The sequence below is a fragment of the Psychrobacter sp. 1Y4 genome (assembly GCF_051847555.1).
This window is the reverse complement of record NZ_JBPYDE010000005.1, coordinates 61,855-86,447: the sequence shown is the minus strand read 5'-3', so window position 1 is coordinate 86,447 and position 24,593 is coordinate 61,855. Positions and strand designations below refer to the sequence as shown.

The 24,593-nt window shown below is 42.7% G+C and carries 20 protein-coding genes and 1 riboswitch; of the genes, 12 read left to right on the top strand and 8 right to left on the bottom strand.

Annotation, left to right across the window (positions count from 1 at the left end):
- Window positions 1-82 precede the first annotated feature (82 nt).
- The 3 genes from ACS8FC_RS05650 to ACS8FC_RS05640 all read left to right on the top strand — a co-directional run bounded on the left by ACS8FC_RS05650 (window position 83) and on the right by ACS8FC_RS05640 (window position 4,202).
- Window positions 83-1,195 carry an AOC03_06830 family ribosome hibernation factor gene (locus ACS8FC_RS05650; RefSeq protein ID WP_439296119.1) on the top strand — a complete coding sequence of 371 codons (1,113 nt, stop codon included), beginning with the start codon at window positions 83-85 and terminating at the stop codon, window positions 1,193-1,195.
- A 255-nt stretch (window positions 1,196-1,450) separates the two neighbouring features.
- Window positions 1,451-2,206 (top strand): endonuclease/exonuclease/phosphatase family protein, encoded by a 756-nt coding sequence (locus ACS8FC_RS05645; RefSeq protein WP_439262622.1) that lies wholly within the window; start codon window positions 1,451-1,453, stop codon window positions 2,204-2,206.
- Between the two features lie 70 nt (window positions 2,207-2,276).
- Complete coding sequence (locus tag ACS8FC_RS05640; protein ID WP_439296118.1) at window positions 2,277-4,202, top strand: EcsC family protein; 1,926 nt, start codon at window positions 2,277-2,279, stop codon at window positions 4,200-4,202.
- 12 nt (window positions 4,203-4,214) lie between these two features.
- Here the strand turns inward: ACS8FC_RS05640 and ACS8FC_RS05635 are convergent, their stop codons facing one another.
- From ACS8FC_RS05635 to ACS8FC_RS05625, 3 genes are read right to left on the bottom strand one after another with little or no spacing between them, the layout of a single operon-like run.
- Complete coding sequence (locus ACS8FC_RS05635) at window positions 4,215-4,832, bottom strand: alpha-ketoglutarate-dependent dioxygenase AlkB family protein (RefSeq protein WP_439296117.1); 618 nt, start codon at window positions 4,830-4,832, stop codon at window positions 4,215-4,217.
- Window positions 4,833-4,840: 8 nt separating this feature from the next.
- Entirely contained in the window at window positions 4,841-5,731 is an 891-nt protein-coding gene (locus ACS8FC_RS05630; protein ID WP_439296116.1) for an alpha/beta fold hydrolase, read from the bottom strand.
- A gap of 36 nt (window positions 5,732-5,767) precedes the next feature.
- A complete protein-coding gene (locus ACS8FC_RS05625) occupies window positions 5,768-7,675 on the bottom strand; it encodes an ABC transporter ATP-binding protein (protein WP_439296215.1) in 1,908 nt (635 codons plus the stop codon).
- Window positions 7,676-8,011: 336 nt separating this feature from the next.
- On the opposite strand from ACS8FC_RS05625, the gene ACS8FC_RS05620 reads away from it, so the two are divergent.
- Together ACS8FC_RS05620 and ACS8FC_RS05615 are read left to right on the top strand one after the other, a co-directional pair.
- Window positions 8,012-8,902, top strand: a complete 891-nt coding sequence (locus ACS8FC_RS05620) for an EamA/RhaT family transporter (protein WP_439296115.1) — start codon at window positions 8,012-8,014, stop codon at window positions 8,900-8,902.
- 322 nt (window positions 8,903-9,224) lie between these two features.
- A complete protein-coding gene (locus ACS8FC_RS05615) occupies window positions 9,225-10,115 on the top strand; it encodes a fructose bisphosphate aldolase (RefSeq protein WP_439296114.1) in 891 nt (296 codons plus the stop codon).
- 87 nt (window positions 10,116-10,202) lie between these two features.
- Here the strand turns inward: ACS8FC_RS05615 and thiC are convergent, their stop codons facing one another.
- The 3 genes from thiC to argH form a co-directional block, all read right to left on the bottom strand.
- Window positions 10,203-12,188, bottom strand: coding sequence for a phosphomethylpyrimidine synthase ThiC (gene thiC / locus ACS8FC_RS05610; protein ID WP_439296113.1), 1,986 nt, complete (start codon window positions 12,186-12,188; stop codon window positions 10,203-10,205).
- Window positions 12,189-12,420: 232 nt separating this feature from the next.
- Window positions 12,421-12,537: riboswitch (TPP riboswitch) on the bottom strand.
- Between the two features lie 90 nt (window positions 12,538-12,627).
- Complete coding sequence (locus ACS8FC_RS05605; RefSeq protein WP_439262469.1) at window positions 12,628-12,918, bottom strand: oxidative damage protection protein; 291 nt, start codon at window positions 12,916-12,918, stop codon at window positions 12,628-12,630.
- Window positions 12,919-13,152: 234 nt separating this feature from the next.
- On the bottom strand, window positions 13,153-14,526 hold the full coding sequence (argH, locus tag ACS8FC_RS05600; RefSeq protein ID WP_439296214.1) for an argininosuccinate lyase: 1,374 nt from the start codon (window positions 14,524-14,526) through the stop codon (window positions 13,153-13,155).
- Between the two features lie 227 nt (window positions 14,527-14,753).
- On the opposite strand from argH, the gene ACS8FC_RS05595 reads away from it, so the two are divergent.
- The 6 genes from ACS8FC_RS05595 (at window position 14,754) to ACS8FC_RS05570 (ending at window position 21,081) form a co-directional block, all read left to right on the top strand.
- The gene (locus ACS8FC_RS05595; protein WP_439296112.1) at window positions 14,754-15,800 is read left to right on the top strand and encodes a sensor histidine kinase; all 1,047 of its coding nucleotides are present in this window, start codon (window positions 14,754-14,756) and stop codon (window positions 15,798-15,800) included.
- A gap of 458 nt (window positions 15,801-16,258) precedes the next feature.
- Entirely contained in the window at window positions 16,259-16,996 is a 738-nt protein-coding gene (locus tag ACS8FC_RS05590; protein WP_299218690.1) for a LytR/AlgR family response regulator transcription factor, read from the top strand.
- Window positions 16,997-17,260: 264 nt separating this feature from the next.
- The gene (gene hemC / locus ACS8FC_RS05585) at window positions 17,261-18,286 is read left to right on the top strand and encodes a hydroxymethylbilane synthase (RefSeq protein WP_439296111.1); all 1,026 of its coding nucleotides are present in this window, start codon (window positions 17,261-17,263) and stop codon (window positions 18,284-18,286) included.
- Window positions 18,287-18,459: 173 nt separating this feature from the next.
- Window positions 18,460-19,413 carry a uroporphyrinogen-III synthase gene (locus ACS8FC_RS05580; protein WP_439296110.1) on the top strand — a complete coding sequence of 318 codons (954 nt, stop codon included), beginning with the start codon at window positions 18,460-18,462 and terminating at the stop codon, window positions 19,411-19,413.
- A 77-nt stretch (window positions 19,414-19,490) separates the two neighbouring features.
- Window positions 19,491-20,435, top strand: a complete 945-nt coding sequence (locus tag ACS8FC_RS05575) for a hypothetical protein (RefSeq protein ID WP_439296109.1) — start codon at window positions 19,491-19,493, stop codon at window positions 20,433-20,435.
- A 154-nt stretch (window positions 20,436-20,589) separates the two neighbouring features.
- Window positions 20,590-21,081, top strand: coding sequence for an acyl-CoA thioesterase (locus ACS8FC_RS05570; RefSeq protein WP_439262458.1), 492 nt, complete (start codon window positions 20,590-20,592; stop codon window positions 21,079-21,081).
- A 144-nt stretch (window positions 21,082-21,225) separates the two neighbouring features.
- On the opposite strand, the gene ribBA is transcribed toward ACS8FC_RS05570, so the two are convergent.
- A complete protein-coding gene (gene ribBA / locus ACS8FC_RS05565; RefSeq protein WP_439296108.1) occupies window positions 21,226-22,356 on the bottom strand; it encodes a bifunctional 3,4-dihydroxy-2-butanone-4-phosphate synthase/GTP cyclohydrolase II in 1,131 nt (376 codons plus the stop codon).
- 92 nt (window positions 22,357-22,448) lie between these two features.
- Complete coding sequence (locus ACS8FC_RS05560; RefSeq protein WP_439296107.1) at window positions 22,449-23,738, bottom strand: replication-associated recombination protein A; 1,290 nt, start codon at window positions 23,736-23,738, stop codon at window positions 22,449-22,451.
- 312 nt (window positions 23,739-24,050) lie between these two features.
- Between ACS8FC_RS05560 and ACS8FC_RS05555 the strand changes: the two genes are divergently transcribed.
- A complete protein-coding gene (locus tag ACS8FC_RS05555) occupies window positions 24,051-24,575 on the top strand; it encodes a type IV secretion protein Rhs (RefSeq protein WP_439296106.1) in 525 nt (174 codons plus the stop codon).
- Window positions 24,576-24,593: the final 18 nt, after the last annotated feature.

The following is a 24,593-nucleotide window of genomic DNA, read 5'->3' as shown; positions in this document are numbered from 1 at the left end:
ATATAAACTAAGCAAAGTAATTTGACCTATATAAACAGTTTATTGGTTGGAATTTATAACAACAACATAAGGAAAAGTATTTATGAAAGCGACCCTTAAGAGTTTACGTGAAACAAAAACTGATCCTGCAGTAAGTATATTTGTAAAGACCCACCGTGAGCATCCAGGAAATGAACAAGATCCTATTGCGTTAAAGAATCAACTAAAAGTAGTCGAGGAGCGCTTGACTAATGAGTACGACAAGCAAACAGCGACCACTATTTTAGAAAATATTCATGCCAAAACTGACGAGCTCAATCATAACTATAACCTTGATACGTTAGCGATTTTTGCCAGTACTGACGATGTGCAAATTATCCGTATGCCACTTGATACCAAAGAGCGCGTTGTAATATCAGATCGTTTTGCAACTCGTGACCTTGTCCGCGATATGGCAAGCGCTGTACATTACTATACGGTGGTCCTCACACGCGATGTGGCTCGTTTAATTGAAGCTTCTAATGATCGCGTTATCAAAGAATTCGATAATGATTCTGATCGCCAGAATAATATGGAAAACATCCCGTTTCCTATAGAAAATAATGGTTTGTATACTACTGGTGATGCAGGCTCTGACCGCTCAGCTAACAAAGAAGATAACTATTTAAAAGAGTTCTTTAATCAAGTTGATAAAAGTGTACAAGAGCTATGGGGCGAACACAAAATGCCACTGGTTGTGGTCGGTGATGCACGTAATATCAGCTACTATAATGACGTCTGTGATCGTCCAGATAATATTATTGCCAAAGTCTCGAACGTTACCAATTTAGAAGATGGCAGTGCTCAGCATATTATCGATGGTGTCCAAGAAGCGGTAGAGGGCTATCGTACATCGTTGCACGAAGCCGCGCTTGGTGAGATTGACAAAGCACGCGGTGCAGAGATGTTGCGTACCGATTTACAAGAAGTCTATCGCGGCGCCTTCCAAGGAGCAGGCGAGACACTTTATGTACGTCGCGGCTATATGCAGTCAGCCAAGATCGATGAAAAGGCTCAGACCCTTATGTTAGCAGATGATGCTGCTGCAAATGACGTAACAGATGACGCAGTTGGTGAGATTATAGAACATGTCATGCATAATGGTGGTGAAGTGGTATTTATGCCGCAAGACATCATGAGCGAAGATCAGCCAATTGCTTTGGTTACACGCTACTGATTTTATACGGCCAATTGACTGAGTAATGATAATTTATTATCAGTAAACAAGAGCATTGGTTCAATCAGAGCCAATGCTCTTTTATGTTTACAACCATTAAAACGTGTTGTGCATTCACAAATAACCTTTATCCGTTAAGTACTTAATACGCTTTAATGCCATAACGATAAAGCTAAAACTATCGTCAATGTTGTTATAGTATAGATAACGCCTATAATTACTTATAACAATTATGCTATGAATACTGAATTTATGATGAATAAAAACTCTTTTGTTGTGACCAGCTATAATATCCATAAAGGTATGTCGCCACTTAATCGCCGAGTCAAAATGCAAGGAATTGCTCAAGCGCTTGAAGAGGTAGGGTCTGATGTCTTATGTTTACAAGAGGTGCAAGGTCAACACTTAAGGCGCAACATGCACTATAACGAATACCCTGATCAATCTCAGCACGAATGGTTTGGTGAGTATCTGCAGCTGCAAAATAGCTATGGCAAAAACTCAGAATACGAGGACGGCCATCATGGAAATGCAGTACTGAGTCGATTCCCCTTGGACCCTAAACATAACGTCAATATCACTGTAAATAAGCTAGAGCAACGCGGGGTGTTGCATTGTGAAGTACAGCCAGCTGGCTGGAAAAAACCTGTAGTGGTGCTATGTGCTCATCTCAATTTGTTCGAGCGCGACCGTATTAAACAATATCAGGCAATTAGCGATTACGTACGTAATGAGATTGCCTCAGATCAACCGCTGATTTTGGCAGGTGACTTTAACGACTGGAAAAAACTATCTTGTGACACACTCGCCAGTGACCTTGGGATGACTGAGGCCTTTAAACACTGTCATGGCAAGCTGTTACCGACCTTCCCAGCGAAGCTACCAGTGCTCAGTTTAGATCGTATTTATGTTCGCAATCTTTCTATAAAAAGTGCTTGGGTGCATAATGGCAAACCATGGTCTAAGCTTTCAGATCATCTACCTATCAGTGCTGAACTGGCTCTGATATAGTGTGGGTTTTCAATCTATATACTAATGAGACAAACAACCATAACTACATAAAATATAAGGATATATAATTATGTCTACCGTTTCTAATAATTCGTTACCAACCACTCAACATGCCGCCCTTATTCGTGAGTTTGGCGAGCCTGAGGTCATGCACTACCAAGATGGTGTCGCTATTCCTGACTTGAACGATGACCAAGTGTTGGTCAAAGTAGCGTATGCAGGTATTAATCCTGTCGACTATAAAACTCGTCAAGGCAAAGGTTGGGGTGCGGAAAATATCCGTAACGACAAATTTAATCACGACAAACCTGCTATTTTAGGTTTTGATGTGGCTGGCGTTGTGGCCAAAAGTAATAACGATCGATTTACAGTCGGTGAACAAGTGGCGGCATTGACCTTTGATGGTGGCTGTTATGCTGAGTACGTTGCAGTTGATGCTAATCTGCTTGCCAAAGTCCCAGAGTCAGTAACGCTAGAGCAAGCAGGAGCACTGCCTTGTATCGGACAAACAGCGCTACAATTTGTTAAGTTTGCTGATATCAAAAAAGGCGAGCATGTCGTCATCAATGCCCCAGCAGGCGGTGTTGGTCATCTACTTATTCAGTTATTGATGGAAAAGGTCAATCAAGATGACATTAAAGTCACTGTTATCTGCTCACCAGAAAAATATAGCAAGCTTGATACTCTCGTAGATAAGAGCAAGCTTGCAGGCTGGATTGACTATACTAAAGAAGATGCATTCCCTAATTTGCAAGCCGATGTGCTACTGGACTTAGTCGGTGATGATGCTGGCGTACGCGCGCTTGATGTGCTTAAATCTGGCGGACGCGTCAATGTATTACCTACTATTTGGGTCGATAAACTTAAAGAGGCGGGTAGCCAGGACAACCTAAATGTGGCAGGTTTTAAGGCTCAGCGTAGTGGAGAGGTTATGGGTCAGGTCTTACAGAAAGTAGGAGATGGAAAGTTGAAGTTACAAATTCAGCAGACTTATCCGCTATCTGAAGTCGTTGCCGCGCACAGTGAACTACAAAAAGGTGATACCTTTGGTAAAATTGTCTTAGCAGTTTCTGATGACGAAGAGACAAGTATTCACGAAACAGCTACTACTGATAATAAAACAATCGCTGATGAAAAAGCGAGTCAAGGTAGTGCTACTAATACCAGTACTACCGATAATAAAGCCTACGAAGATCAAGTTCGTCAAGAAATAGAAGCTTGGAGGAATCCTGATAAAAGCTTGCTAGATAAAGCCTTTGCTACCTTAAGTATGCCTATTGATAAAGCAGGGGAGACGCTTATGGCGGCACCGCAATTCGGTGAAACCCTAAAAAAAGCTACTGAAAAGATGATAATCACGTTAAGTGATACTGCAAATTGGACATTAGATGTGCAAGATACTATTGAAGCTTATCAGAATGAAGCAGATATCGATGGCTCAGCGGTCAAAAAGCTCAAAGACATTGAAAACCTACCTATTGCCATCGTTGATAAGCGGGTTAAACTTTTTAAAAGTAAATATGTGGCGTTAACTAGTGCTCAGGGAGTAGCAACAGGCATAACAGGTTGGGCAGGTATTCCTGCAGATATAATAGGTCTTATCATCGCTAATCTGCGTGCTATTGGTGAATATGCGACTTACTACGGTTTTGACATGAGTGACAAAAATGAGCAGTTATTTGCTATGTCATTATTGGCGGTAGCCACCTCTGCTTCTGCTGAGGAGCGCAAAGCGGCGCTTGATGATACTTTTAGCACGGTAAAAGACCCAGAAGTTCTGGCCTTTAATAAAGTTAACGAAAAAGTAGCTTCACGAGTCTTGCGGCAAACGGCAACTAAGGTGGCGACTAATATGGTCAAGACCAAGGCTGCGCAAGTCATTCCAGCAGTAGGGGCTATGGTAGCAGGTGGGGTTAACGCCAGCTACACATCAAACGTATGTGAAGCTGCTTATCAGTGCTATCGCGAACGTTTTTTAAACCGTAAAGAGATATAGAGTTTAGAACCATCAAGCGGTCAGCATACGTCGAAAGGTCAAACTAATACGACCTTCATTTGCCTTAGTTGTTTTGGTGATACTGTGTTTCCAGAACGTTTGGGTATCACCATGCATTACGATAAGCTGGCCTGACTCAAGATAAAGCTCGACTTTATCTTGAGTTTTTTTATGCTTTAAGACAAATTTGCGCGTGGCACCCAGTGATAAAGACGCGATAACTGGCTGCACACCCAGCTCTTTTTCATCGTCTGCATGATAGCCCATACCCTCAGCACCTGATGGGTAATAGTTAAGCAAGCAGGAATTGAAATCAGCTTCAATTCCTGTCTTTGCCAGCTGTTTTTCGATGCAGTGTTTCACATGAAACACGGAATTTGACCATGGTACACTTTGGCGCGTATGTCCTGAATAGTGATAGCTGGTATTGTTATTACCCATCCAAACAATCTGACGCGCAGTGACATGAGTTTTACCAAACAAAGTCACGACGTCCGAATGCCAAGGAAGCTCAGCTAAGAGAATGTCGTAGAGGTTATTGGGATTATCAATAATAACCCCTAAATCGTTTACTTTGCCATCATAAGGCAATAGGTTATCAGTAGGCATGGGCGCAAAAAGATCAGTCATCGTTTGGTTTATCTTTCGCCTTTATAATGCTCATTTATGATCTGCGCACATAGTTCAGGCGCTTCCATCGGTAACAAATGCCCATAATCAGACAGCGATATCAAGCTGTCATCAGGTACAAATTTCTGCCATTGCTTACGGACTTTATGATTGATAAATAGAGTCGGCTTGCCTGTGACCAGTGTATAAGGACAACGCAGTTTTTTAAGGGCACTATCAATATGCGGCGTACCAAAATAGTTGGCAAGTTCTTGTTCTGGATCGAAGATTAAAGAGTAGCTGCCGTCAGTATTGGCAACGAGGCTTTGCTCAGCGAACACTAGTAAATGCTCATCATTGATACGTCTGTAGGCACGTTGTTTGCGCAGATGCTCGTAGTAGTCATTGATACTTGACCATTGGGTTTGCTTGGTCAAGGTGCTTTTAAACGGTTCACGGCTGAGCATAAAAGCACGTGGCAATAGGTTATATAACGCTGTTTGTTTTTTAGTAAAGGTGACCGGCTCAATAAGATACAACTGCGAGAATAGATCAGGACGCTCAGCGGCTGCCATCGCCGTTGCAGTCGCTCCTTGTGAGTGCCCAATACCAATAATGGGCTTATCTTGAGTCTTATCTAAAAACTCGATAAGCATATCGGCATCTTGCTCACGAGTTAGGCATTGAGCTTTGGGCTTATCATACCAATAGCCACGCAGCGCCAGAGAGGTGAGATCAAAGTTATCTGCAAGATCATTCAGTAGCGGAGAGTAGGTACCAACCGTAAAGCTGTTGCCACCATAAAAATGGGCAGGTGGACGTTTTTGGGTCGTAGTATTTATCGATCTACTAAGTTGATGCAGGTCATAATAACGTGCTTGTTTGCCGCTGATATCGATACTATTTGTAAATGCTTCCATGTTAAGGCTTCCTCCTTTATTGTTTTTGAATGAAGATCAATTGTCTTCACCCAAAAAACCACCGCTTTGACGCTGCCACAAACCAGCATAAACACCTTTTAATGCCAATAATTCATCATGGCTACCTTGTTCGATAATCTGCCCCTTATCCATAACGACCAATCTATCTAGGGCGGCAATCGTTGATAAACGATGCGCGATCGCAATAACGGTTTTACCAGTCATAATGTCATTTAAGCTTTCGGTAATGGCAAATTCAATCTCAGAATCAAGCGCACTGGTTGCCTCATCTAAAAGCAGAATAGGAGCATTTTTTAACATGACACGTGATATGGCAATACGCTGACGCTGACCACCAGAGAGTTTGACACCGCGCTCACCAACTTGGGTATCGAGACCGGTGTTGCCTTTGTCATCATATAAGTCTTTGATAAAGTCCCAAGCTTGGGCTTGCTTGGTCGCAAAAATAATCTCTTCATCAGTGGCATCAGGTCGACCGTAAGCGATGTTTTCACGAACAGTACGATGCAGGAGTGAGGTATCCTGAGTGACCATGCCAATCTGCTGACGCAATGACTCTTGCGTGACCTCGTCAATCGCTTGACCATCGATGTAGATTTTGCCGCTATCGACATCAAAAAAGCGTAAGAGTAAATTAACCAAGGTTGACTTACCAGCACCTGAGCGTCCCACCAAACCAATCTTCTCACCGGGTTTGATATCTAAATAAAAGCTATCAAGTAGCTTTATTGGTGCAGATGTCAGAGTAGGGCTAGTAGCATCAGACTCACTAGCCGCTGCATTTACAGTATTCTCATCTTCATAACTAAAGTCAACGTTGTCGAATACGATATGTCCATCAGTAACTTTTAACGCAGAAGCATTGGGCACATCAATGATGGTTTGAGGCGCAGATAAAGTTCGCATACCATCTTGCACAGTACCGATACTCTCAAACAAGCTGGCTGTCTGCCACATAATCCAGCGAGTGAGACCATTAAGGCGTAGCGCCATGGCAGTTGCTGCCGCAATAGCGCCCACACCTACAGCACCTTGTTGCCATAAATATAATCCAATTCCAGCAGTACTGCTCACTAAGATCACGCTAATTAAATGCGTTGATACCTCAAGATAGCTGACCCAGCGCATTTGAGCATGCACCGTTCCCAAAAACTGCCCCATCGCATTTTTGGCATAACCCAGCTCACGGCGTGAGTGACTAAACAGCTTGACTGTCATAATATTGGCATAAGCATCAGTAATACGCCCAACCATCAAAGCGCGAGCATCCGCTTGCACAATAGCAGTGCGTTTTAACCGTGGAATAAAAAACCAAATAGTAAAGCCGACTAAGACAAACCAGATGATAAAAGGGGTTAGTAATAAGCTGTCAAGATTGAATAAGATAATACCAGAAGTAATAAAGTATACTGTCACGTAGGTAAACATGTCAGTAACAGTCATAACGGTATCACGTACTGCTAGAGCCGTTTGCATCACTTTTGCTGAGACGCGACCAGAGAACTCGTCTTGATAAAACTGCATGGATTGGCCTAGCATGCGCTGATGAAAACGCCAGCGCATTTGCATGGGAAATACACCTTGCAGAGTCTGAAAATGTATAAAAGATGACAAGGCAATCCATAACGGACTTAATATCATCACTGCAAGCATAAGGAGTAATAGATCGCCTTTTTCTGCCCATAGGTTTTGCGGGGTATAAACACCAAGCCAATCGACTATGTTACCAATCCATGCAAACAGCATGGCCTCATAAACACCGATACCAGCAGACAAAATCATAAAGAGCAGCAGCCACCCGCGCAGACCTTTAGTGCATGCCCACAAAAACTTTAACAGCCCATCAGTCGGTGATGGCAGCGGCATAGGCGTATCAGGAAAGGCAGAAAGACGATTTTCAAAAAAACGGAATAGAGCATTCATAGGCAATGACGATACGCCAAGATAAGTGGTATTAGACACTATCTTGGACAATTACTTGTGTTGTTAGGATTGTGCGCTATTTTAGCAAAACTTCGCAATCACCCCTGCATGCTAATTGTAATTTGAACGCGGCAGGTCGTATTTAATATCAGGTATTAAAAACTACTATAAATAAATTGCTGTACAAAAGGTATTTTGTTACCTTTCATTGTTTCGCGTTATTCAGTAACTTAATTTATCGAAGACTGAAGTATGTAAAGATAACTGTGCCAAATTTTTAGTACTGGTATACGAATGGAAAATACGCAAAATTGCGACTCAATAAGGTAGAAGTCAATGATGTATTTAACGATTGCGGTGCTTTGTAGTGTCGCTGTTTCGGTGCTACTCAAAGTATTACGACAAAAAAATATAGATATACGTCAGACGATCGTCGCCGGTTATCCAGTTGCTTTTTTGCTTACTTGGCTATTATTGAAGCCAGAAGTGAGTGGTATTAGTAAACTTGGCAGTGCATGGGGCATCATTGTTGCGCTTGGAGTGCTACTGCCTGCCGTATTCGTGATTCTTGGACGTGCCATTGAAGCCGTCGGGATGGTGGCAACCGATGCCGCTCAGCGCTTATCATTGATTATTCCTATCGGCGCCGCGTTTCTATTATTTGGGGAGGTGTTGACTGGCACTCGTATATTCGGGCTGGCTTTAGGGTTTTTAGCACTTGGCGCACTGATTTATCGCCCAAAACAAACCGGCAACTCTCATGTAAGTAGCAACAATAAAACGGGTAAGCGGTCTAATAATCCTTCTACACTACGAACACCGTTATGGCTATTTGGCGTGTGGGCAGGCTATGGCGTTATTGATATTTTATTCAAGCAAGTTGCTAAACAAGGAGCCGCATTCCCGCTGACTTTATTTATCAGTTTTGGTCTGGCAGGGATATTGTTATTTATGTATTTGCTCGTTACTCGCGTGCGCTGGCAAAGGAACGCACTTAGCGCAGGACTTTTACTGGGCGCGCTTAATATGGGTAATATTTATGCTTACGTACGTGCGCATCAAATGTTGTCTGAATCACCAAGCATCGTATTTACTGGTATGAATGTTGGAGTCATTGCAGTGGCGACTATCATTGGGGTAGGCGTGTTCAAAGAGTCACTCAATCGTATCAATATGCTAGGTTTGTTATTAGCAGTAAGCTGCGTCGCCATCCTATTCTTAGCTTAAAGAAATTACATTTGTATATTAAATTATACAACCAAAAATAAAAAACCAGCTAATAATTTTTACGATGACAGAATTTTGTAGGTAAACAGTAGGTTAAGTTTGTATATTCTTATTTCAATATATATAATAAAAAATAATGTCGTCATATATAAGTCCAACAACTGTTCTTAAAATACGTTGATTCTTAACGTATCGAATATAGGCACATCTTATGTCCTATGCTAAGGTAGACTATAGTTAAATCATACTCAACTTATCGTATAACGCATCATTTACTACAGTAAAATTTGACCCTTATCAACGTTTAGAGGATATATAATTAATGGAATATCAAAAGCAACTTCAACGAATAAAAGAAGGTTCAGGATTCATCGCGGCGCTTGATCAAAGCGGTGGTAGTACTCCTAAGGCTCTTGAAAACTATGGCGTCACTGGTGATGCGTATGACAACGACGAGGCTATGTTTGACCTTGTGCATGAAATGCGTGCTCGAATCATGACCTGTGACTGCTTTGATAATGAGCGGGTACTTGGGGCAATTTTATTCGAAGATACAATGGATCGTGAAGTTAACGGTAAGCCAACAGCTAACTATCTATGGGAAGACAAAAATATCGTACCGTTTTTAAAGGTCGATAAAGGCTTGGCAGAACAAATGAACGGTGTACAAGTGATGCGTCCGATTCCTAATTTGGAGGCGTTATTAGATAAAGCCCAAAACTATCCAGTCTTTGGTACCAAAATGCGTTCAGTTATTTATGAGCCAAGTGCTGATGGTATTGAACTGGTTGTCCAGCAGCAGTTTGATGTTGCAAAGCAAATTATTTCTAAAGGCTTTATGCCAATTGTTGAGCCAGAAGTAAATATCGATAGTGCTAATAAGCATGATTGCGAGTTACTATTGAAAGCTGATATCTTGCGTAATCTTGAGCGTTTAAACGATGATCACCAAGTGATGCTCAAACTGACATTGCCAGAGGAAGAAGGTTTTTATCAAGAGCTAATCGATCATCCAAAAGTGTTAAGAGTCGTTGCCTTGTCTGGTGGTTATAGCCGTAGCGACGCTTGTGAAAAGCTTAAGAAAAATCCAGGTATGATTGCCAGTTTTTCACGTGCCTTTACTGAAGGACTGAGTAAGCAGCAAAGCGATAAAGAGTTTGCCGATACCATTAATGCCTCTATTGACGAGATTTATAAAGCGTCGAAAGTGTAACCAAGACTCTTACTAAGATACTCGCGATCAAAAAAAGCGCTACTGATTAGTAGCGCTTTTTTATGGGACAAAAGTTAATTCTGACTATCATATTTCTTTATACAGCTGGCAACCCTCACTATGATATTTTTCAGTCATTTCCGCCATGCCTTGCTCAATCTCAGCCGCGCTCATAGCGTCTGCGCCTAGATTTTCTTTAGCATCCAAACCCTTAGCATACTCGCGCACGTTTTGAGTGATTTTCATTGAGCAAAACTTCGGTCCACACATCGAGCAAAAGTGGGCGGATTTGTGCGCGTCTTTAGGCAGCGTTTCATCATGATATTCACGGGCGGTATCAGGGTCAAGCGCTAGATTAAATTGATCATCCCAGCGGAACTCAAAACGCGCTTTGGACAAGGCATTATCACGTGCTTGTGCACCTGGATGCCCTTTGGCCAGATCAGCAGCGTGAGCAGCAATTTTATAAGTGATGATACCGTCTTTAACGTCTTTTTTATTGGGCAGACCGAGATGTTCTTTGGGCGTGACATAACAAAGCATGGCGGTACCAAACCAGCCAATCATCGCAGCACCAATGGCACTAGTGATATGGTCATAACCGGGAGCAATATCAGTCGTTAACGGTCCTAACGTATAAAAAGGCGCATCGGCACATAGCTCAAGCTGCAAGTCCATATTTTCTTTAATACGGTTCATCGCTACATGTCCAGGACCTTCAATCATTACTTGTACATCGTGCTGCCATGCCACTTGCGTTAGCTCACCAAGGGTCCGCAATTCACCGAACTGCGCCGCATCATTAGCATCTTGCAGACAGCCGGGACGCAGACCATCGCCTAAGCTAAAGGCAACATCATACTGCTTCATAATCTCGCAAATATCTTCAAAATGGGTGTATAAAAAGCTCTCCTTATGATGGGCAAGGCACCACTGCGCCATGATAGAGCCCCCGCGTGAGACGATACCTGTCAAACGGTTGGCAGTCAGTGGCACATAACGCAGCAGCACGCCTGCGTGAATGGTAAAGTAATCAACACCTTGTTCGGCTTGCTCAATGAGCGTATCGCGGAATATCTCCCATGTTAGGTCTTCTGCCACACCGTCAACTTTTTCTAGTGCTTGATAAATCGGCACCGTACCGATGGGTACAGGCGAGTTACGAATCAGCCACTCACGGGTCTCATGAATATGGTTACCAGTCGACAAATCCATGATGGTGTCTGCGCCCCAGCGCGTTGCCCATGTCATTTTTGAGACTTCTTCATCGATAGAGGAGCCAAGTGCTGAATTACCGATATTGGCGTTAATTTTCACTAAGAAATTGCGTCCGATAATCATCGGCTCAGATTCAGGGTGATTGATGTTGTTAGGAATAATCGCACGACCTGCCGCGACCTCGCTACGGACAAATTCAGGCGTGATAATTTTTGGAGTGTTGGCACCGAAGCTCTCGCCGTCATGTTGGCGCATATCGGTCAGTTCATGCTGCTTTTGCGTCTCGCGAATGGCGATATATTCCATTTCAGGGGTGATGATACCGCGACGCGCGTAATGCATCTGGGTGACATTACCTGATTTGCCATCAATATTTTTAGCACGGCGCGGCTTATCGATATGGGCGAAACGCAAATTTGCCGTGGTGATATCGCGTGCGCGCGCTTGGCCGTATGAGCTAGATAGACCGCTTAATTGTTCGGTATCACCTCGTTCGTCTATCCAGCCCTCGCGCAGTTTTGGCAAGCCACGGGTTAGGTCAATTTGGGCATCGGGGTCGGTATAGACGCCTGAGGTATCATAAACATAAAAGGGCGGGTTTTGCTCCCAGTCAGACTCATCAACACCCTGAATAGGGGTGGGGTCAAGCGTAATCTCGCGCATGGGCACTTGGATATCGGGTCTTGAGCCTTCGATGTAGACTTTTTTGGAGGCAGGGAGGATACGGTGTAGATCGCGCGCGTCTTCTTCAAAACGAACATCTTTTTGGTTGCGATGCGCAGGCGTTTTTAACGCGTCGGCTTTTTTATTAGAGGCGTTTTGCTGGGTTTTGGGGGGTACGGTTGAGGTTGTCATATGCTGTCCTAGCGTGTTGGTTTTTGAACAAAAGCAACACCGCCAGTAGCTGCGGGGATAGCATTACTTATTCCTATAATGTTGATCTTATAAAAACTATCTACTACTAAACCTAGATAAAGATAGTTTTAAAAATCAGTGAACGCAACTTAATATTGACCGTCATACTAAAATTGAACAAGTAAGAACAATGACAGTAATAAAAAGGCATTTCTGCGCGCCCTTTAGGTATAACTAAAGCTTAAGACTTCCCTGCGTCGGTACTAACCGCATCAGGTTCGGCGGGTGATCTCTCAGCGAATGTACAAAGGCAGTTAGCCTTTCATACACCGCACCCCGAGTCTGTCAGTGTTGTAAATCAACTTTATATTAGCAAAGTTTTATAGAAAATTATAGCTATTTACCAAGCTTGCCGATATTAGTTTTATTGGTTTGAGTTTTAAGTCTCTGGTGTCCAGCCTTGTGCACGCTCATAATCTTCATTGTCTAAAAATTTCTCACGTTGCTCAGTTAAAAACTTTTTAGCTTGTGGGTCTATCATACTTAGGTGGTTCTCATTAATCAGCATCGTCTGCTGCTCAAGCCACTCTTGCCATGCTTTGTCAGAGACCGTTTCTTGTAGCTCTTGACCTTTTTTATTAGGAAAAGGCGGATGCGGCATTTTTGGCAGTTCTTGCTGATATTTACGGCAAAAAACGGTATTGGCTTGCGGATTAAAACTCTCAGTCACAGGGCGCTCCTTATTCAGTAAGTTATTTATTTATTAAGTCGAATATTAATATCTATCTATGATAGCGGTCTTAGACCGTTTAGCCAAGGGTATCAAGTGTATAGAAGGTAACAGTCAACCCGCTTAATATAAATGTTGGCAATGGTATGACAACTAAAAACACTCGCCCTAACTTATGCGTATTAGAAGTGAGTGTTAAATATACAAAGTTAAAGCGGTTTTTAGATTAGGCGTTTAAGCAAACGCTTTTAAGCGCGCACGACCATTAATGACCGCTTGCTTAACTTGATTGGGTGCAGTGCCGCCTAAATGGTCACGAGCTGCCAATGAACCTTCTAAGGTTAAGAAATCAAAGACATCATCACCTATTGCATCACTAAACTGCTGTAACTGCGTCAGCGACAAATCACTTAAATCAACGCCTTCTTTAATACCTAGTGCAACGGCATTGCCAACGACTTCGTGCGCATCACGGAATGCTACACCGCGGCGCACCAGATAGTCTGCTAGGTCAGTTGCAGTAGCATAACCCTTCATAGCGGCAGCGCGCATATTTTCTTTATTCGGGGTAATGTTCGGTAGCATATCGGCAAAGGCAAGGAGCGAGCCGGTCAAGGTATCGACACAGTCAAATAGTGGCTCTTTGTCCTCTTGATTGTCTTTATTATAGGCAAGTGGCTGGTTCTTCATCAGACTAAGTAGCGTCATCAATTGTCCATAAACACGTGCTGTTTTACCGCGTACCAATTCTGGTACATCAGGATTTTTCTTTTGCGGCATAATAGATGAACCAGTACAGAAACGATCCGGTATCTGCACAAAGTTAAACTGCGCTGACATCCATAAGATAATCTCTTCGCTCATACGTGACAGATGCATCATTAAAATAGAAGCGTTTGCGGTAAACTCAATCGCAAAATCACGGTCTGACACTGCATCTAATGAGTTTTGACAAATACCTTCAAAACCTAGCAGCTCAGCAGTAATAGTACGATCAATTGGGAAGGTGGTACCAGCAAGAGCAGCACTACCAAGTGGCATCTGGTTGATACGGCGGCGCGTATCGACAAGACGTTCCGTATCGCGGTAGAGCATCTCAAACCACGCCAGCACATGATGACCGAAGCTTACTGGCTGTGCAGTTTGCAAATGAGTAAAGCCTGGCATGATCGTATCAGTATGTTGTTCAGCTAGGCTAAGTAGGCCACTTTGCAAACGTACTAACAGCGCGATAATATTGTCAGTCTCTTCGCGTAGCCATAAGCGTATATCGGTTGCAACCTGGTCATTACGGCTACGTCCTGTATGTAGTTTTTTGCCGACCGCTCCAACGATATTCGTCAAGCGTGATTCAACATTCATGTGTACGTCTTCGAGCGTGATTGACCAGTTAAACGTTCCTGCTTCAATTTCGCGTAAGACCTGCTGTAGACCTTCAATGATGGTTGCAACTTCATCAGCTGTCAAAATGTCACATTTTTTGAGCATGGTTGCATGAGCAATCGAGCCTTCGATATCATGACGTGCAAAGCGCTGATCAAAACCGACTGACGCTGTGAATGCTGCAACGAAGCTATCAGTCGCTTCACTAAAGCGCCCACCCCACATTTGTTGTCCTGGTGCGCTGTTTTCAGGTTGGCTACTTGGCATATGGTTGTCCTGATAAGAGGCATCTGTGTTAGAATCAGCAGAGGCACGTGAATTATTATCTTGCTTGGGATTACTAAAATTTGAAGAATTGGCGTTCATATTGGTCTAAGACAAGTCAGGAAAATAAGAGCTCAAGTATAGCAAAGGATGAGGTTGCCTTACTAGCTGAGCGCTTAGAGTTTTTTATGCCCAAGCTCATAGAGATGATGAAGCCTTGGCAATGGATGCTCTACATCTTTTTTTGGGCGTTATTTGTGACGTCGATTGACCGTCATGATCTAGCCACTTGGCCTCAGTTTTTCGTTAAATTCCTAAGTAGAATTGTTCAATATACTTTGAGTATTATCCCATCTTTATATCTTATAGATTACCTACGACCCATCTTTAAACGCGACAATCCTATCAATGTCAGTATGAAAATACTGCTCTTGTTTGCGATTACATCTGCTGTGTCTGCAACTCTAGTTATGCTGGTCAAGATTAATACAGGCTGGTTAGTTTATGAGCGCAAAGCGTTTGTTTTAAATGTATTATTCAATATCGTAATCACGGTTGGCTTCACTTTGGTGTTTATGTTGTACTTTATCAGACGTTATCGTGAGCTGATTGCCCTAAAACAGTCATTTGAGCATAAACTGACTGCTCAAAACGATTTAATAAAAGCCCGTATTGCCCCGCACTTTTTTTTCAATACCGTCAACAGTCTAGTATCTCTTATTGAATCCAACCCTCCAAAGGCCGCTGATCTTCTGCAACATGTATCAGCTCTATTTCGTGCCACTTTTGACGGTGCGCGTGAGATTAGCTTTGAAGAAGAAGTGGCACTTTGCGAGCACTATTTAGCCATCGAATCGAGTCGTTTGGGCGATAAGCTGGTCGTCAATTGGAACCTTCCTGACGACGACGTCATGTATGATATGGTAATTACGGCGTTAACTTTGCAAAGTGTGCTTGAAAAAATGCTGCTCAATGTCGTTGAAATGACGACTGAAACGATCTTTATTGATATCACAATAGAGTGGCACCAGCACCGAGTTACTATTACCGTTACTGTCCAATTGCCCAGTAAAACCTTGATGATTGTCCACGACCTACGTCGACATGTAAATTTTTATATTCAAGCTGAGCGTCTTCGTGCTTATTTTGATCAAAGTGCTGACATACAAAGTGATGTCACCAACGAGCAAATAGTGACTGTTATCAACTACCCTTTATATGATGTGAGTATTTAGTGGGCGCCTGACCAAGCAAAAAGATATCTGAACCAGTCTCTATTACATGATATAAATCGACCACCTTTCTACCTTTTATTTAAATACTACTACCGTTAGTATAAACATGGCATATTTATTGCTCTTTATCTTATATGACCTGACTTTGAAAACTAAATCAGTAAAAGATATTTTGACTCGTCAATTATCTGATAATGAAGAATTTTAGGTTCAAGGCTGCGTAAGCACTATGTCACCTTGCCTGTGCGAATAACATATAAATGACAAACGCTCTCTAAAAATCATGCAAATTTTATCGCCTGAGTAGAGTATGATAAAGGTCAGTTCTCAGTCTCTAACTAATTAATTGTAGAGTCATTAAATAATCGTTTTATATGCTGAGCTACTACGAGTTTGTACAAATATAATCTTAAAAGTAGTTAATAGTATAATTATTATGCTGTAAGAGAGGAGTCTACATGCGGATTGTAGTTTGTGATGACGAACCACTTGCTCGTGAGCGCTTGGTTAGGATTGTGCAAGAAACAGGATATGAAGTTGTTGCCCAAGCAACTACAGGCGCTGAGGCCATAACGGCAGTGAAAGTACAGCAGCCTGATATAATATTGCTCGATATACGTATGCCAGAAATGGATGGAGTACGCTGTGCACAAGCGTTAAATGAGCTTGAACATCCGCCAGCTATCATTTTCGTTACTGCCTATGATCATTATGCCATCGCCGCATTTAAAGCAAATGCTATTGGCTATTTATTAAAGCCGGCCAATAAAGACGAATTAATAGAAGCCTTGAGTCAAGCAAAAAACTTAAATGCCGCCCAGCTAAATGAGATTCGTAAGCTTGAAGATCCCACTGCTCGTCCTGTACGCGAGCATATCGCAGCGCGTACGCATCGCGGCGTTGAGTTGATTAAGCTTAAAGATATCTATTATTTTACGGCAGATCAAAAATATGTCAAAGTCCGTCATAAAGAGGGAACTGTACTCATCGATGAGACGCTAAAAGAGCTTGAACAAGAGTTTGAAAGCCGACTTTTTCGAGTCCATCGTAATGCGATCATTAATCTAGGATTTTTGGATTATTTAGAAACAATAGATTCGGGTCAATATCAAGTACGCTTCAAAGGGCTGGATGAGACACTCTCAGTTAGCCGCCGACATCTGCCAGCGCTACGAGAAAAAATCCAAAGTATGTGATCGCTGGCGCTAATCATAAAACGATTAGGATGTATGCATTATCGATTGCTAAAGGCCCATTACGTTATAATGAGCACGTCCTAAATAGTTAGTAACAACCAAAATATCTCAGTCATATCTTCATGCCCTTATTTATGCTTAAATAGGGGTATTTTTTTTGCGTCAGATAAAAATACTTACCTATTAAAGGCTTGCAAGCATCAGACCTACTGACGCATCAGACCTAGTATCAACAATCTAGTACTAACAATTTTGAGGCTTATCATGAGTACCACACCGCTATCTGATTTACCTACCTTGAATATTGCTACCCGCCAAAGCCCTCTTGCCCTCTGGCAAGCAGAGCATATACGCGATCGATTGCTGAAGCTTTATCCAGAGTTGACTATTAATCTACTAAAAATCGTCACTAAAGGTGACAAGATTTTAGACACACCACTGGCAAAAATAGGCGGTAAAGGCTTATTTGTCAAAGAGTTAGAACAAGCCCTATACGATGGGCAGGCAGATATTGCGGTACATTCATTAAAAGATGTTCCTATGCAGTTACCTGAAGGGCTTACCTTGGGCGTTTATTGCAAACGTGAAGCCCCAACCGATGCCTTTGTTTCCAATACTTATGATAGTATTGACGAGCTACCACAAGGCGCGATTGTCGGTACTGCAAGTTTGCGTCGTCAATGTCAGATCAAAGCCTATCGTCCAGATTTACAAATCAAAACGTTGCGCGGTAACGTCGGCACGCGGTTAGGTAAGCTTGATGCAGGCGATTATGATGCCATTATCTTGGCTACCAGTGGCCTACAACGCATTGAGCTTGATGAGCGCATTCGCGGTGAATTGGCTATTGATACTTGTCTACCAGCTGTCGGTCAAGGGGCATTAGCGATTGAATGTCGTCAAGATGATACAAACGTATTAGAGCTACTTGCTCCCCTAAACGACGACAAGGCGCGTATTCGTCTCATCGCTGAGCGTGCTCTAAATCGTCATTTGGAAGGGGGTTGCCAAGTTCCAATTGCCGCTTATGCTGTATTGCAAACGGATGAGGCTACAGAAGCTACTACGGTTTATGACAACAATGATAACGGTAGCCATTTGTGGTTGCGCGGCCGTGTTGGACAAGCAGATGGTAGTGAATTACTGAAAGCTGAAAAATGCATCGTATTGACGGGCTCACAAGCGGAAAAAGAAGCACAGGCCAATCAGTTAGGTATCGATGTTGCCAAAAAATTACTCGCTGATGGTGCAGGCGCTATCTTGTCAGCGATTTATCATCCTGAGTCATAAATACATACTGGTAAATACTGTTATTGCTATAAATAACAGTAAGCTGTGCTATATACCGTTGATGTATGTAGCGCATAGCTGTAAAGATCTTAACAGTCATTTTTTAATATCTACTTTTTAATATCTATGTTGGCTGTAGCTAACTACATGATACTTTAAGCAGTGGTAGGCCTATGTCACACGCATTTTTGTCCGAATCAACTCACGATTCATCACCAACAGTCATCATTAATACCCGCCCGCTAGAACGTGCAGCACCATTGTCAACGCATTTAAAAGAGGCAGGATTTAGTGTTGTCGATATGCCAATGCTCACACTAAAGCCGAGAGTAGTAAGTGAGGCAGATATTGGATTGATGCAAGACTGGCTGTCAGGTAGTTATGACGCACTCGTTATCGTCAGTCCTACTGCAGCAGCGTCAGGACTAGCAGTCTGGCAAGCCCTTAAAAAGACCACAGAAAAGTCTACTGATGCTCTATTGTCAGAATCAAGGACACTTTACCCTAGTCAGCCACCAAGTCATCTGATTGCAGTAGGAGAGGCGACAGCGTCTGTGTTACAAGATTCCAAATTGCCATTTAGTTATCAAGTCTTACAGCCGATGGTCGCCAATAATGAAGGTATGTTGGCCATGCCTGAGATTAAGCGTTTGCAAGCTGGCAATAAACTACTGATCTGGCGCGGTTTAGGAGGGCGACGGTTACTGGTCGATACATTAAAGGCGCGCGGTGTACATATTGACAGTATTGCATGGTACGAGCGTATTCAGCCTACTGATGCACAGGCAAATTATCAACAATGGGCTGAGCAGTTCATCAAGCAAAATATCAGTCAATCGCCGCGATTTTCACAGTCACAAGCACCCAAGCCTATTGTCGTCATCAGTAGTGGCACAGCGTTTGAGCATTGGACAGATATTGTTGAGCAAGCGCAGTCGAATTCAGCTATGGCCTCGAAAAGTAACATATTACCGACCCTGACAGATTTTAACTATGTGGTTTTGGGCGCGCGCCTAGCCAATATAGTGGCAGAAAAACAGTTGCACTACTGGCAAGTAGAAGACTTATCCCCTACGACTATTTTGGCTGCTATTAAGCAGGGCCGGTTGATAAAAATAAAACCGTAAACTTGTCTTATTCCTTTGTTTTGAAATGTTCTTAAAACTATAAATGCCATAAAAACTATTGATAACGGTACCGCTTTATGTCAACCAAGTTTAAAAAGTCTACAGCAAATGACTTGTCGGTAAATCAACAGCGGCGGCAGGCAAGTATGTTGCTATTACGGTTGCAATGGTTGTTTATTCTATTATTGGTTATCGCTTTGGTTTGGCTATATATTGCTCAGCAGCGTTTTCAAAATCAAATCAATGAACGTCTACAAAGTAACGAGCATATGGTCAGTCGTTTAAATGAGATAGATGACCGTCTGTTTGCCATCAGTCAGCAAACTTTACCAGAGCCGAGTACAACAACAAACAGCCAAGCACAAAATCAACTTGATCTATTACGTATTCAAATCAAGGCAGTCGATAAATTAATAGCAGATAACAATTATAAAGGCTCAATTGATTTGTTACAGGGTCTACTGTGGCAGTTATCGCAAGATAATAATGAGATATCACCAGCACTAACTATGGTTATCAAACAAAGTTTGTCCAAAGATATCGAGCGTCTACAAGCACAAAGCTCGCAGCCTAATCCTTGGCAGCTACAGAATCTCGCCATTCAAACTATTCAGGAATTTTTGCGCAGTTATGCGCGTAACAGTAATCAGAACAACAGCGCAGCACTTACTGGTCAACAGTTAACTGGTTATGAAGTCATTATGACTTTAAATTTGGCCATTCAAGCCGGTAATATGCGTGAGCAAAACCAGCTGACTGGTTATTTAAACCAAGCACGGGCACAGTTACAGACTTTAGTTAAAGATACGTCTCGTAGACAAAAAGCTGCTCTTAGTAAGTCACCATCATCTTCATCGATAGATAACAAGTCAACGATTGAACATCAACAGACCCCAACGACGAAGCAGTCGCCAGATGACATTACAGAAGCCATTATATGGCTTGATAGGCTCATCGCTGACGTGCCAAAGCCACAGACATTATTAACTAGTCAAATGTTGGACAAGTCTGAGCGTAAGTAAGCTTTGAGTAGCAGCCTGTCAGAGTGTTCAAGCTTGTTAAGCATTGTTACTTTTAGACACTAATGTTCTTAAACACTAGTGCTCTTAAACACTGATACTTTGATGCACTTCTATCCCGTAAACGAAAAATAGTAAACGAAAATTAAGGCAAATTATGGATCTCGTTAATCACTCTACACGCCTAACAGCAGATATACCAAACGATAGCTATCCTGTCGATCTGGCCCATTATCCAGTCATACATACTCAGCCAATACATTGGGGGGAGATGGATGCTTTCAATCATTTAAATAACGTGGTGTTTTATCGTTATGCTGAGTCAGCGCGCATTGCTTATTTGCAGACTTTAGGGATGTTTGATGGCAATATGGTCACTGTACTCGCTCAGTCAAGCTGTCAGTATTTACGTCCAGTTTTTTATCCGGACACTTTATTGTTAGGGGTACGCTGTCAACGTTTGGGCACAACCAGTATCGTAATAGAATATAGTTATTATAGCGGCGCGCAACAAACCATAGTCGCGACTGCTGAAGCAGTGATAGTCCGATTGGACAGTGATGGCAAGACCAAACTGCCATGGACGGAAGAGGAGCGCACGCGTTTATTAGCGCTCGAAAAAAAGGTTGGTCACACCCCTCAATTGTAATCTTTGCTTTTTTTAACTTATAAGTTGATAAGACAACCAGAAAAAAAGCACCCCAATAAACTTTATTAGGGTGCCTGTTTAGGATGGTGTTTATAAAAGCTTATCCTAGTCTCAGTGAAAGACTATTACAAAAGTAGCTCTATATTATTGACCATCTTTATTTAGTTCTTGCGTGGGAGCTTGAATAAAATCGATAACATTCAATTCAAACCCTGATAACGCATAGAACTTCATCGGCGATGATAAGAGGTGCATATCGCGTACACCTAAATGGCGCAAAATCTGTGCACCAACACCGATACTGCGATAAGGCTGCTGAGCGATGGTTGAGAGCGATTGATTTTCAGATGCTTTGTCTAGTGCATCTCCTAAGTCGACAGGTTGATGACTGCCAATCCAAACCAACACCCCACGCTCTGAAGCACTGATTTCTTCTAAAGCGGATTGGACACTCCAGCCGCCGCGTCCTGTAGTGTCATTTTTGGCGGCAAATAAATCACGTAGCGGGTGAAAGCCATGTACACGTACCGTACTGACGCCTTCGCTAACATCGCCTTTTACTAAGGCCAGATGGGTCTCATCAGCACCAAATTCACGAAAACGATGCAGAGTGAACGTACCATATTCAGTCTCAAATGGATGCGACTCAATCTCTTCTACCGTCTGCTCATTAGCGATGCGATAGTTGATAAGATCAGCGATGGTGCCGATTTTTATATCATGTTCTTTGGCAAATACCTCAAGATCATCACGGCGTGCCATCGTACCATCAGCGTTGATAATCTCTACAATAACGGCGGCAGGTTCAAGTCCTGCGAGGCGAGCCAAATCACAGCCAGCTTCGGTGTGGCCAGCGCGGTGTAATACGCCGCCATTTTGTGCCATGATTGGGAAAATATGTCCAGGCTGGACGATGTCTTCTGGCTTTGCCGCTGATGACACTGCTGCTTGAATAGTACGCGCACGATCCGCTGCAGAAATACCAGTAGTCACGCCTTCCGCCGCTTCGATAGAAACGGTAAAGTTGGTACTAAATTTTGCTTCGTTACGATCTGACATAAGCGGTAATGCAAGCTGTTGACAACGCGCTTGTGACAAGGTTAGGCATACCAAGCCGCGGGCATGAGTAATCATAAAGTTAACATCTTCAGGACGGACATGCGTGGCCGCCATGATAATATCACCTTCGTTTTCGCGGTCTTCATCATCCATCAAGATGACCATTTTTCCAGCACGGATGTCTTCAATAATTTCAGGAATCGTATTTAAACTCATAAGATGTCTCAATGCTTCAATATTTATAGATATGTGGAGGGATAAGATTTATCTGCCTATTGTAGCAGATAGGCCAAAAACTGTGACTATCGTTACTTACTCGTTGGTGCTTGGCTTTTAAGCCAATCCATAAACTGCTTACTGTGTTGTTCACGCTGATTGTCTGCATACTCATAAAAACGTGTGCCCACCAAATTATCAGGCAAGTAAGTCTGCGGATAGTAATGATTGGAGTAGTTATGCGGATAAGTATAACCTTTACCATAACCTTGTTCGCGCATAAGTTTGCTCACCCCATTACGTAGATGGAGCGGTACAGGAGAGGCGTCTTTTTCTGCCAGCGCCATCGCCGCATTGATGGCATTGTAGGTACTATTGCTTTTGGCACTGGTCGCCAGATAGACCACGACCTGTCCTAGGATAATGCGCGCTTCTGGCATGCCGATAGATTGCACACTACGCAGCGCAGCATCAGCAAGTAATAACGCATTAGGATTGGCATTGCCAATATCCTCACTGGCCAAAATGACCAAACGCCGGGCAATAAAGTCAGCAGGCTCGCCGCCAACTAGCATCCGCGCCATCCAGTATAACGCAGCATCAGGGTCCGAGCCGCGTACGGATTTTATCATCGCTGAGACAATATCATAATGCTGCTCGCCATCTTTGTCGTAGCGTACTAACGCCGTTTGCGCCACACGGCTGACCAGCTTATCATTAACAATAATAGGCGACTGCTGTGGGTCAGCAGTTTGTACCGCAAGCTCCAACAAGTTCAATGCTTTACGTGCATCGCCATGCGCTAATTGGCTAATAAAATCCTGGGCTTGCAAATCAATAGCTAGGTTTTTTAATACCGTATCTTCTTTGATAGCACGTGTTAGTACGGTCGCGATTTGCTCTGTATCAAGTGGTTCTAAGCGATATACTTGGCAACGTGAAAGTAGGGCATTATTGACGCTAAATGATGGATTCTCTGTCGTTGCGCCAATTAAGGTGATATCACCAGACTCGACAGCGCCTAACAACGCATCTTGCTGAGCTTTATTAAAACGATGAATCTCATCAATAAACACCACTGGCGACTCAAAACTCAAGGAGTCCTTGCTGTCTAATACTTCACGTAATTGCTTGACGCCAGTATTAAGCGCTGAGAGAGCGTGAAAAGGACGCCCAACCGTATCCGCTAGTAGCATGGCAATCGTCGTCTTACCTATACCTGCCTCTCCATGCAATATAATCGAAGGCAGATGATTTTGCTCGACCAAACGCCGTAGCGGTGCGCCTTTTGCCAACAAGTGTGCTTGACCGATGATTGCATTAAGGGAGGCGGGACGCATACGCTGGGCAAGTGGCGTATCAGCATGAAAATTAAGGGCCATAAGACTCTCTATATTTTTATAAGTAACTGCCTATAAATTCGCTACAGTGACAAGCATTTGCTATCTCATATTTACTGTTTGTGTAATACTCGTTTTACATCATATAAGTAGCAGCCAAGTTATAATACTGTCATTATTTAAAGTCAGTTAAATAACAGTTTGCAACGGGTTTTAATAGTTCTTGTGTCATAAAAGCATATAGATTATGTTGTGTACGCTTTTATTTTAGAGTCATAGGCTCTATGTATGACTTATACATGCATCTATTGGTTAATTGGCCAAAGATGCTAGATTTTAATCATGGAGATAATCATGACCTACTCCATAAAACAGTTATTGAGTCGCAGGCGACGTTTATCAAGTCGGTTTGCCAAGCGATCTCGCAAACTTAGCAGCGGAGAGGTCAAGCTTGCGCGTTCAGTCTTTGGTGACAGTATCGACCTTGATTCAGTCCAATTAAAGACAGCATGGTGGGTACTCAAAAATTATGCAGTCAGTCCCAACGGAAATATATACTTTCACCCTGAGGACTGGGTAGCAGATTTTAGTAATACAAGCATCAGCAAACAAAGCTGGCTTATTCATGAGCTGACTCACGTCTGGCAGCTACAACAAGGTTTAAAAGTAGTACGCGGCGCTATTATAAACCGTCGTTATAAGTACGACTTAAAGCTTGGCAAACCCTTCTTCAAATATGGTATCGAACAACAAGCACGTATGGTACAGGACTATTTTGTCCGTCGTCAGCTGGGCAAAGACTGTCAAGATTTACAAGCTTGTATTCCTTTTTTGACAATAGATCCAGTTATTAAAGACGATAAATCGTTCACAGTTTAATCTACCACTCAGATCTTA

Coding starts and splice junctions, on each gene's coding strand:
- ACS8FC_RS05650 (WP_439296119.1), top strand. CDS start 83: ATGAAAGCGACCCTTAAGAGTTTACGTGAAACAAAAACTGATCCTGCA.
- ACS8FC_RS05645 (WP_439262622.1), top strand. CDS start 1,451: ATGAATAAAAACTCTTTTGTTGTGACCAGCTATAATATCCATAAAGGT.
- ACS8FC_RS05640 (WP_439296118.1), top strand. CDS start 2,277: ATGTCTACCGTTTCTAATAATTCGTTACCAACCACTCAACATGCCGCC.
- ACS8FC_RS05635 (WP_439296117.1), bottom strand. CDS start 4,832: ATGACTGATCTTTTTGCGCCCATGCCTACTGATAACCTATTGCCTTAT.
- ACS8FC_RS05630 (WP_439296116.1), bottom strand. CDS start 5,731: ATGGAAGCATTTACAAATAGTATCGATATCAGCGGCAAACAAGCACGT.
- ACS8FC_RS05625 (WP_439296215.1), bottom strand. CDS start 7,675: ATGAATGCTCTATTCCGTTTTTTTGAAAATCGTCTTTCTGCCTTTCCT.
- ACS8FC_RS05620 (WP_439296115.1), top strand. CDS start 8,012: ATGATGTATTTAACGATTGCGGTGCTTTGTAGTGTCGCTGTTTCGGTG.
- ACS8FC_RS05615 (WP_439296114.1), top strand. CDS start 9,225: ATGGAATATCAAAAGCAACTTCAACGAATAAAAGAAGGTTCAGGATTC.
- thiC (WP_439296113.1), bottom strand. CDS start 12,188: ATGACAACCTCAACCGTACCCCCCAAAACCCAGCAAAACGCCTCTAAT.
- argH (WP_439296214.1), bottom strand. CDS start 14,526: ATGTGGGGTGGGCGCTTTAGTGAAGCGACTGATAGCTTCGTTGCAGCA.
- ACS8FC_RS05595 (WP_439296112.1), top strand. CDS start 14,754: ATGCCCAAGCTCATAGAGATGATGAAGCCTTGGCAATGGATGCTCTAC.
- ACS8FC_RS05590 (WP_299218690.1), top strand. CDS start 16,259: ATGCGGATTGTAGTTTGTGATGACGAACCACTTGCTCGTGAGCGCTTG.
- hemC (WP_439296111.1), top strand. CDS start 17,261: ATGAGTACCACACCGCTATCTGATTTACCTACCTTGAATATTGCTACC.
- ACS8FC_RS05580 (WP_439296110.1), top strand. CDS start 18,460: ATGTCACACGCATTTTTGTCCGAATCAACTCACGATTCATCACCAACA.
- ACS8FC_RS05575 (WP_439296109.1), top strand. CDS start 19,491: ATGTCAACCAAGTTTAAAAAGTCTACAGCAAATGACTTGTCGGTAAAT.
- ACS8FC_RS05570 (WP_439262458.1), top strand. CDS start 20,590: ATGGATCTCGTTAATCACTCTACACGCCTAACAGCAGATATACCAAAC.
- ribBA (WP_439296108.1), bottom strand. CDS start 22,356: ATGAGTTTAAATACGATTCCTGAAATTATTGAAGACATCCGTGCTGGA.
- ACS8FC_RS05560 (WP_439296107.1), bottom strand. CDS start 23,738: ATGGCCCTTAATTTTCATGCTGATACGCCACTTGCCCAGCGTATGCGT.
- ACS8FC_RS05555 (WP_439296106.1), top strand. CDS start 24,051: ATGACCTACTCCATAAAACAGTTATTGAGTCGCAGGCGACGTTTATCA.